Source organism: Micromonospora sp. NPDC048843 (genome assembly GCF_040649965.1).
Taxonomy (GTDB): domain Bacteria; phylum Actinomycetota; class Actinomycetes; order Mycobacteriales; family Micromonosporaceae; genus Micromonospora; species Micromonospora hortensis.
Window position 1 is genome coordinate 1 of sequence record NZ_JBEZGJ010000222.1, and the last position, 9703, is coordinate 9703.

7 protein-coding genes and 1 pseudogene are annotated in these 9703 nt (G+C 71.7%); 4 read left to right on the forward strand and 4 right to left on the reverse strand.

Annotation, left to right across the window (positions count from 1 at the left end; translation table 11 throughout):
* Nucleotides 1-83: 83 nt before the first annotated feature.
* On the forward strand, nt 84-2924 hold the full coding sequence (leuS, locus tag AB0C20_RS32350; protein ID WP_357569414.1) for a leucine--tRNA ligase: 2841 nt from the start codon (nt 84-86) through the stop codon (nt 2922-2924).
* A gap of 185 nt (nt 2925-3109) precedes the next feature.
* Here leuS and AB0C20_RS32355 read toward each other — a convergent pair whose 3' ends face one another.
* The 4 genes from AB0C20_RS32355 to AB0C20_RS32370 all read right to left on the reverse strand — a co-directional run bounded on the left by AB0C20_RS32355 (nt 3110) and on the right by AB0C20_RS32370 (nt 6876).
* Complete coding sequence (locus AB0C20_RS32355; protein ID WP_357569415.1) at nt 3110-3955, reverse strand: hypothetical protein; 846 nt, start codon at nt 3953-3955, stop codon at nt 3110-3112.
* A 281-nt stretch (nt 3956-4236) separates the two neighbouring features.
* Nucleotides 4237-4923 carry a VTT domain-containing protein gene (locus AB0C20_RS32360; protein WP_357189955.1) on the reverse strand — a complete coding sequence of 229 codons (687 nt, stop codon included), beginning with the start codon at nt 4921-4923 and terminating at the stop codon, nt 4237-4239.
* Nucleotides 4920-5639, reverse strand: coding sequence for a glutamine amidotransferase (locus tag AB0C20_RS32365; protein ID WP_357189957.1), 720 nt, complete (start codon nt 5637-5639; stop codon nt 4920-4922). The genes AB0C20_RS32360 and AB0C20_RS32365 overlap by 4 nt, the downstream gene beginning before the upstream one ends.
* Nucleotides 5629-6876, reverse strand: a complete 1248-nt coding sequence (locus tag AB0C20_RS32370; RefSeq protein ID WP_091407686.1) for a MurT ligase domain-containing protein — start codon at nt 6874-6876, stop codon at nt 5629-5631. Before AB0C20_RS32370 ends, AB0C20_RS32365 begins: the two co-directional genes overlap by 11 nt.
* Before the next feature lie 355 nt (nt 6877-7231).
* Between AB0C20_RS32370 and mraZ the strand changes: the two genes are divergently transcribed.
* The 3 genes and pseudogenes from mraZ (at nt 7232) to AB0C20_RS32385 (ending at nt 9576) form a co-directional block, all read left to right on the forward strand.
* Complete coding sequence (gene mraZ / locus AB0C20_RS32375) at nt 7232-7663, forward strand: division/cell wall cluster transcriptional repressor MraZ (RefSeq protein ID WP_030488958.1); 432 nt, start codon at nt 7232-7234, stop codon at nt 7661-7663.
* A 206-nt stretch (nt 7664-7869) separates the two neighbouring features.
* Nucleotides 7870-8907 (forward strand): annotated as a pseudogene (rsmH, locus tag AB0C20_RS32380) (16S rRNA (cytosine(1402)-N(4))-methyltransferase RsmH); the annotation flags it as partial.
* Nucleotides 8908-8970: 63 nt separating this feature from the next.
* Nucleotides 8971-9576, forward strand: coding sequence for a hypothetical protein (locus AB0C20_RS32385; RefSeq protein ID WP_357189960.1), 606 nt, complete (start codon nt 8971-8973; stop codon nt 9574-9576).
* Nucleotides 9577-9703: the final 127 nt, after the last annotated feature.

Genomic DNA, 9703 nt, shown 5'->3' on the forward strand with positions numbered 1-9703 from the left:
TCCTGCGCGAGGGGCTTTTTTGTGCCCGCCGCCGGCCCGGCCCGGTGGTGCCGAGACGAAGCGAAGCGAAGCGAGGAGAGACGATGAGTGAGGCAGCCGCACCGGCGGGCGACATTCCCCCGTTCCGGTACACCGCGGCCCTGGCCGACGAGATCGAGATTCGTTGGCAGGACACCTGGGCGCGCGAGGGCACCTTCCACGCACCGAACCCGACCGGCCCGCTGGCCGACCCGACCCACCCACGCGCCGGCGCGGAGAAGCTGTACGTGCTGGACATGTTCCCGTACCCCTCCGGAGCGGGCCTGCACGTCGGCCACCCGCTGGGCTACATCGGCACCGACTGCTACGCCCGCTACCAGCGGATGGCCGGCCGCAACGTGCTGCACGCGATGGGCTTCGACGCGTTCGGGCTGCCCGCCGAGCAGTACGCGGTGCAGACCGGCACCCACCCCCGGACCACCACCGTCGCGAACATCGAGCGGTACAAGGCGCAGCTGCGCCGGCTGGGGCTGGCGCACGACGAGCGCCGCTCGGTGGCCACCATCGACACCGACTTCTACCGCTGGACCCAGTGGATCTTCCTGCAGATCTTCAACTCCTGGTACGACAGCGACGCCGACCGGGCCCGTCCGATCGCTGAGCTGATCGCCGAGTTCGAGGGCGGAAACCGGGCCACCCCGGACGGCCGCGCCTGGGCCGAGCTGAGCGTCGCCGAGCGCCGCCAGGTCGTCGACGACCACCGCCTGGCGTACGTCTCGCAGGCGCCGGTGAACTGGTGCCCGGGGCTGGGCACCGTGCTGGCCAACGAGGAGGTCACCGCCGACGGCCGTTCCGAGCGGGGCAACTTCCCGGTCTTCAAGCGCAACCTGAAGCAGTGGATGATGCGGATCACCGCGTACGGTGACCGGCTGCTGGACGACCTGGACAGCCTGGACTGGCCCGAGCCGATCAAGCTGATGCAGCGCAACTGGATCGGCCGCTCCACCGGCGCCCACATCGACTTCCCGACCAGCGCGGCACCGGTGCGGGTCTTCACGACCCGCCCGGACACCGTCTTCGGCGCCACCTACATGGTGCTGGCGCCCGAGCACGAGCTGGTCGACACGCTGGCGCCGACCAGCTGGCCGGACGGGACGAGGGACGCCTGGACCGGCGGGCACGCCAGCCCCCGCGAGGCCGTCGAGGCGTACCGCAAGTCGGCAGCCGCCAAGACCGACGTCGAGCGGCAGTCCGACAGCAAGGAGAAGACCGGCGTCTTCATCGGCGCGTACGCCACCAACCCGGTCACCGGTGGGCAGATCCCGATCTTCATCGCCGACTACGTGCTGGCCGGCTACGGCACCGGCGCGATCATGGCGGTGCCGGCGCAGGACGAGCGGGACTGGGCGTTCGCCGAGGTCTTCGAGCTGCCCATCGTCCGTACCGTGCAGCCGGCGGAGGGCTTCGACGGCAAGGCGTACACCGGGGACGGCCCGGCGATCAACAGCGCCGCGCCCGAGCGCGGCCTGGACCTGAACGGCCTGGGGGTCGCCGACGCCAAGGCGGCGATCATCGCCTGGCTGGAGGCGAACGGGCACGGCACCGGCGCGGTGACCTATCGGCTGCGCGACTGGCTGTTCTCCCGGCAGCGTTACTGGGGCGAACCGTTCCCGATCGTCTACGACGAGACCGGCGCGGCCATCGCATTGCCGGAGGAGATGCTGCCTGTCGAGCTGCCGGAGGTGGACGACTTCTCCCCGAAGACGTTCGACGCCGACGACGCCAACAGCAACCCGGAGACCCCGCTGTCACGGCGGCGCGACTGGGTCGAGGTCGAACTGGACCTGGGTGACGGGCCGAAGCGCTACACCCGGGAAACCAACGTGATGCCGCAGTGGGCCGGCTCCTGCTGGTACGAGCTGCGCTACCTGGACCCGACGAACAGCGAGCGGTTCGTCGACGCGGAGAACGAGCAGTACTGGATGGGCCCGCGCGCCGACGGTGACTGCGGCGGCACCGACCTGTACGTCGGTGGCGCCGAGCACGCTGTGCTGCACCTGCTGTACGCGCGGTTCTGGCACAAGGTGCTGTTCGACCTGGGGCACGTGTCGTCGTTCGAGCCGTTCCGCAAGCTGTTCAACCAGGGCATGATCCAGGCGTACGCGTACACCGACTCGCGCGGCAGCTACGTGCAGGCCGAGGAGGTCTTCGAGCGCGACGGCGCCTACTACCTGGGTGACCTGGCGGTCAACCGCGAGTACGGCAAGATGGGCAAGTCGCTGAAGAACGTGGTGACCCCCGACGACATGTGCGCCGCCTACGGCGCGGACACCTTCCGGGTGTACGAGATGTCGATGGGCCCGCTGGAGGTCTCCCGCCCCTGGGAGACCCGGGCGGTGGTCGGCTCGTACCGGTTCCTGCAGCGGGTGTGGCGGGCCGTCGTCGACGAGCAGACCGGCGCCCTGCGGATCACCGAGGACCCGGCCGACGAGGCGACCCGCCGACTGCTGCACAAGGTGATCGACGGGGTCCGTGGCGACATGGACGGCATCCGGTTCAACACAGCGATCGCCAAGCTGATCGAGCTGACCAACGGGCTGACCCGGCTGTCGGCCACGCCCCGCGAGGTGGCCGAGCCGCTGGTGCTGATGGTGGCGCCGTTCGCCCCGCACATGGCCGAGGAGCTGTGGCGCAAGCTGGGCCACGAGACCTCGCTGACGTACGCGGACTTCCCGACCGCCGACCCGGCGCTGCTGGTGGCCGACACGGTGACCTACCCGGTGCAGGTCAACGGCAAGGTCCGTGGTCGCATCGAGGTCCCCGCCGACGCCTCCGAGGAGGTCGTCCGCGCGGCGGCCCTGGACGCGGTCGCGGCGACCCTGGGTGGCAAGGAACCGCGCAAGGTCATCGTGGTCAAGGGCCGGATGGTCTCGGTCGTCGCCTGACAGCGAGCGATACGCACCGTGACGTCCACTGAGGCGGGCACCGCGTTGAACGTGATGACTCAGAGGCATCAGTATGCCTCTGAGTCATCACGCTCTCCGGCGCATCCGCCCGCCGTTCGCGGCACGCGGGCTCGTGCGGTCGCCGGATCAGCTCGACCAGCCAATTGGCAGTTGCGCTCCGGTGGTCACGGGCAGGGCGGCAGTGGCGGCAGCCGGTCCGGGCGTAGCAGCGAGTACGCGTGCTGCCGTGCGGGGTCCGTGTTGTTGTCCGGGTCCACCAGCAGCGCCTGTCCCGAGACGACAGCGTGGGCGTGATCGGCGGTCAGCCGCACGTACGACCCGGTTCGCAGGTCGGCCACGTACCAACCCAGGTGGTACTGGAAGATCACCAGGTCCCCGACGGCAGTGGGCGTGGCAACCGTGTGGAAGGGGTCGACGGTCGGGGGCCTGGTTCCCGGTGGCAACGAGGTAGCGGCAGCCGGAGCCGGCGGAGGGGTCACCCGGAACACGCGGACCGGTGCCGCCCAGTCCGGTCGCCAGACGGTCAGGGTGCGCTCGTCGCGCGACACCCAGGCAGTGGTCCGGCCGTCGGTGGTCACGTCGACTGCGGTGCCCGGTCCGGGGCTCGGCTGCGGCGCGGACCCAGCCTTGCCGTCCGGACCGACCGCGTTCAGGCGACCCGTGGCCCGATCAACCCAGAGCAGGTCGGCGCCGTGGAACCCGACACCGCCCACCGGGCCCGTGGCCACCGTGCGGACCGTCCCGGCAGCCAGGTCGTGCAGGGTCAACTCGTTCCGGTCCTCGCCGAGGATCCTGGTGACGGCGAGCTTCCCGTCGCGCAACGGGGGCCGGAAGAGGAAGTCCGCGGTGCCCAGCACCTGCCGTGGTGCGGCCCCCGACTCCGCGTCCCAGGCGAAGAGTTCGGAGCCGCCGCCGCCGTGGGGTGCCGCCCGCGCGAGGCTGCTGCGCGCGTACACCAGCCAGCGCCCGTCGAAGACGCCCCACCGTGGGAAGGTGAACGGGTCTGGCATGGTGCCTCGGCAGTGGCGGGCGGCGGCGACGCGGCCGGTGGATCACCCGGGGTGCACGCCGCGAGCAGCGCCGCCGCGAGGGCCGCAACGAGGGCGACGGCTCGGGAACCGATCCTGGCGCGGGGCAAGGGCTTCATGGCCGCAGACGCTAGATCGCGCTGACGCTGCCCGATGCCCTGCCGAAGGGATCGTCGTCCGGCCGTTACCACCGCCGAACCGACAGGATCCTGTCATCGACGTCCGCAGGGCGGCCAGGGTCTGCTCGGCCCTTCCGTCGCGGCTCAGACGGGCATGGTGCGACGGCGGCGGCGTTCGGCGCGCCACCACTGGTGGATGAGTACCAGGCTGGCGATCAGGCCGAGGCTGGCCGGGGCTGCGGCGTACCAGTTGACGTGGCCGGGGGAGCTGACCGCCGCACCGATCGCCGCGTAGCCGAAGGCGGTCGGCGCGGACGCGATCACGCTGCCGGCCAGGAACGGCAGCATTCGGGCGCCGGTCGTGCCGTAGCCGTAGCTGACCAGGCCGAAGCCGGCGATCGGCAGCAGCCGGACGGTGATCACACCGAGCACACTCTGCCGAGCGAACCAGCCGTCGAGGCGGGCGAGTCGGCCGCGGACCCGCTCGGCGACGAACTCCCGACCGAGCAACCGGCCGACAGTGAACCCGATCGCCGCCGCCACCAGGGCGGCGCCCAGGGCGTACGCGGCGCCCTCCAGCGGGCCGAAGATCGCACCCGCGGCGAGCGTGATGAAGGTCCGGGGCACCAGCGCGACCAGCAGCAGCGCACCACCGAGGATCGCCGCCACCGGGGCGAGGTCGCCCAGCCGGTCGGCGACCAGCGGCAACTGCGCCGGGTCCGGCCGGGGCACCAGCAGCAGCAGTAACCCGCACCCGGCGATCAGCAGCAGGAGCAGGGCGAACCGGGCGGCCGACGGCTGCCGGAGCAGCCGCCGGACGGCGTGGATCATGCCCGGGCGGCGGCCACCGCGGAGCGGCGCTCGTTGCGGAGCCGGTCCGACCAGGTGTCGTCCAACGGCGGGAGCTGGTGTGCCCCGGTGGCCCAGCGCAGCAGCAGGTCGGCCAGGGCCGGGTTGCGAGCCAGCGCCGGCCCGTGCGAGTAGGTGCCCAGCAGCTTGCCGCGCCACGCGCCCTCGGTGGCGCCGTCGTTGCCCACCCCGGCGGTGACCCGGGCCAGCGGGGAGACCTCCGGACCGAGGTGGGTGCGGCCGCCGTGGTTCTCGAAACCGGTCAGCGGGGGCAGGCCCAGCCGGGGGTCGATCTCACCGGCCAGCTCGCCCACGGCCCGGCTCTCACCCCGGTCGGACCGCAGGTCGAGCAGCTCCAGCCCGCGGCACTGCACACCCTTGGCGAAGAACGAGGTGCCGAGCAGTTGGTAGCCGGCGCAGACGCCGAACACCACCGAGCCCTGCGCGACGGCGCGGTGCAGGCCGCCGTCGGCCAGCAGCCGCTGGGCGCCGAGCGCCTGCGGGCCGTCCTCGCCGCCACCGACCAGGTAGATGTCGGCGGTCGCGGGCAGTCGCTGGTCGGAGCGGACCTCCAGCACCTCGACCGGCATCCCACGCTGACGGGCCCGCCGGGCGAGGATCAGGGCGTTGCCCCGGTCTCCGTAGGTGGAGAGCAGGTCGGGGTAGATCCAGACGATGCGCAGACTCTCAGATGACACGGTCCAACTCCGCTCGGATGTCCTGGAACGCGGTGTAGTTCGCGATGACCTCCAGCCGCCCGGGCGGGACCGACCGGAGTGCGTCGTCGAACGTGCGGACGTGCTGGAACGGCACGTCGTTGACGTCCAGTCGAACCGCCAGGTCGTATGCCCGGTCGCCGGTGATCAACACCTGCCGGCCGCGGAGCGGGGCGAAGTCGACGTCGTAGAGCCAGGAGGTGTCCAGACCGTCGGGGTCGCGCGCGTTGATGGAGAGCAGGGTCGGCGCGTCGTCGGCCATGTCGAACGCCTCCAGCCAACTGGCCGGGTTCTTGGCCAGCAGCAGCCGGATGTTGCGCCCGTCCTTGTCGACCTGTGCGTAGCGGCCAGCCACCGAGGTGACGATGCCGAGGCGGGACACCGCGTCGACCGGGCGGACGCCGAACTCGGCGGCCACCGCCAGCGCGGTCGCCGCGTTGCCGAGGTTGACCTTGCCGGGTAGCTGGAGCGAAACCTTGTGCCAGGCGCCGGTGGGGTCGAGCACACCCTCGTCCTCGACGACCCAGTGCGGCTCCGGTCGGCGTAGCGGGCAGCCGGTGCACCACCACTGCTCGCCGGAGCGCTGGATGGTGGAGCCGCACTCCGGGCAGACCCAGGAGTCGTCGTGCCAGCGTTGGCCGGCACTGAACCACGTCACGTGCGGCGGGTTGATGCCCCGGGCGGGGTCGCCCGGAGGGGTGGCGGCCCACACCACCAGCGGGTCGTCCGCGTTGGCCACCACCCGTACGTCGGTGTGCCGGACCAGTGCCGCGCGCCAGAGCTGCGCCATCATGGCGACCTCCTTGGCGCGGTCGAGCTGGTCGCGGGAGAGGTTGAGCAGCGCGACCACGTGCGGCTCGGTCGCCTCCAGCACCTGCGCCAGATAGTGCTCGTCGACCTCCAGCACCGCGTACGGGGTGCTGCCGGCCTTGGCCAGCGCCGAAGTGTGCCCGCTGGGCATGTTGGCGCCGAACGAGTTGGTGGCGACCCGGCCGAGTACGCCGACAGCGGCGGAGGTCAGTCGGGTGGTGGTGGTCTTGCCGTTGGTGCCGGAGACGAGCGCGATCGCGCGCCCGGCCGACAGGTGGGCCAGCAGGTCCGGGTCGATCTTCAGGCCGATCCACCCGCCGATCACTGAACCGTCGCCACGGCCGGCCGCCCGGGAGAGCGCCGCGGCGGTCCGTGACACGGAGCTGGCCACCTTGGCCCGTAGGGGCATTTTCGCGTCCGTCACGCGAGCGAGGTTACCGGACCGCCGGCCCCACCAGATCGCCGCCGACTGTGAACCGTTCGGCCGTGGTGGCTGCGCGGGTGGCCGGGTCCGCGTCCCCCGGACGGAGTCGATCTATGTCGGAAAGCGGACCACGCCGAGGGGCGGCCGGAGCCCTCCACTCCGCTCCACCCCTTGTGACGTGCGGTTTTGCCGCCGGGTCAGGCGCGCCACGCGGGCGAATTTGGTTGCGGGTGGAGGGAAGTGGAGTAGAGTGGGGACCAATGGTGAGGCCGGGAGGGCTCACCGGCCCGGGGGGTCAGCGGCGCCGCGAACGCCGCTCAAGGGCGAGGGGGTTGGGCCGATGTTTCTCGGCACCCACACTCCGCGCCTTGACGAAAAGGGCCGGTTGATCCTTCCGGCCAAGTTCCGGGATGAGCTGGCGGGGGGTGTCGTGGTCACTAAAGGGCAGGAGCGCTGCCTCTACGTCTTCCCGACCCCTGAGTTTCAGCGGATCGCGGAGCAGTTGCGCGCACAGCCGATGACCCACAAGGCGGCCCGGGCCTACAGCCGGGTCTTCTTTGCCAGCGCGCACGACGAGGTTCCGGACAAGCAGGGCAGGGTGACCATTCCGGCTCACCTGCGGGCCTATGCCGCGCTGGACCGCGAGTTGGTGGTGATCGGCGCGAGCACGCGGGTGGAGATCTGGGACAAGGTCGCCTGGGAGACCTACCTCGCCGAAAGCGAAGACGACTTCGCCGACATCGAGGAGGGGGTGCTGCCCGGCGGTCTGTAGGGCGGTAACGGCGCCCGACGTACTGCGAGATCTCCAGCCGCTTTCGAGTTCCTGGCATCACTTCCCCGGTGCCAGGCGCACGATCCAGTCATTGGGCGACGGTCCGGTGTCAGGCGGGAGCGGATGGGGATCTGGCGGTACGACGGCAGCGCCGTCCGACGACAGGCGCACGAGAAGAACGGACGTTTCAACCAGTGGGGGTCATCATGGGGGAGTTGCGCGGCACACACGTGCCGGTGCTGCTCGAGCGGTGTCTCGAGCTGCTGGCCCCCGCTCTGGGTCGAGGCGGCCGGACGGTCTACGTCGACGCGACGCTCGGTCTCGCCGGGCATGCGGAGGCGGTGCTGGAGGCGCATCCGGAGACGGTCCTGATCGGGCTCGACCGGGACACCGAGGCACTCGCTCACGCGCGGGTCCGGCTGGCCCGGTTCGCCGATCGGGTGCACCTGGAGCACGCCGTCTACGACGAGTTGCCGGACGTACTGGACCGGCTGGGTTATCCGGCCATCGACGGCATCCTGTTCGACCTGGGTGTCTCGTCGTTGCAGTTGGACGCGCCCGACCGAGGGTTCGCGTACGCCCAGGACGCGCCGTTGGACATGCGGATGGACCAGACCCGGGGGGTGACCGCCGAAGAGGTGGTCAACACGTACGCGCATCCGGACCTGGCCCGGGTGTTGCGGGTCTACGGCGAGGAGAAGTTCGCCGGTCGGATCGCCTCGGCGATCATCCGGCAGCGGGAGCGGGCCCGGATCACCTCGTCCGCGCTGCTGGCGGAGCTGGTGCGGGACTCCATTCCGGCACCAGCCCGACGAACGGGTGGGCACCCGGCAAAGAGAACGTTTCAGGCTTTACGGATCGAGGTAAACAGAGAGCTGGCAGCGCTGGAGACAGCGTTGCCATCCGCACTCGACGCACTGACCGTGGGCGGTCGCATGGTGGTCCTGTCCTACCACTCGCTGGAGGACAGGCTCACCAAGGCGGCCCTCACGGACCGGGTCCGCAGTAAGGGCCCGATTGACCTCCCGGTCGAGCTTCCCGGGTCCGGTCCGACGTTCCGGCTGCTCAGCCGGGGCGCCGAACTGCCGGGGGAGGCGGAGGTCGCCGCGAACCCGCGGGCCGCCTCGGTGCGGCTGCGGGCCGCGGAGCGACTCGACCCGAACGCGACAGAGCAGGGGCGGACCGACCGCGAACGGTCTCGCCGACGGGTGAAGGGAATGCACCAACCGGGCACGGGGTCCGCCTGATCCGTGGGGGGTCAGGGGCACCGGGACGGCTAGAGGGACGGACGCTGAGGGGGAGGGGACATGAGCATTGACAAGCGCGACCGCCGGGACGTCACCGGCGGCGGGCAGCGCGCACCGCGGTCGGGGGGCCGGACCGCGGCGGAGCGGGCTCCGCGCCTCGGAAACGGTACGCCACGCATCGATCGAACGAATCGGCAGGGGGAGACTCGCGCCCGGGGGGCGCGCGAGTTCCCGACTCAGGGCACGGCCGCGCTGCGACCGGTCGAGAAGGCCGCCAGCGCGACCAGCGCCCGGCCGCCGCGGCTGCGGGTGGCGCCGCCACCGCCGATCTCGGTGCCGCGTGCGCCGTTCGCGGCGCTGATCGTGGTGCTGGTGGTCGGTGGGGTGCTGGGCATCCTGGCGGTCAACACCAAGATCAATGAGAACGCGTTCCGGCTGGAGCGGTTGCAGCAGCAGCAGGCTCGACTGGACCTGGAGAAGCAGCAACTGGACAAGCAGATCGCCGACGCCGAGGCGCCGGGCAACCTGACCGCCAACGCGAAGCGGCTGGGCCTGGTCGACGCCGGCGAGCCGGGCTACATCCGGCTGCCGGACGGCAAGACCATCGGTGTGCCGCAGCCGGCGAACGGCCAGCCGTCGGTGACCAGCCAGGGTGCGGGAGGCTGACCGGTGCCACCAAGGTCGGACGAGCCGCGGGGGGGGCGGACCGGGCGGGCGCGGCGGCGGGGGGCGGGCGGGGGGGCGCCGGCCGGCGGCCGCGCCCGCCCGGGGCCGGCGGGCTGGTGGGGCGGCG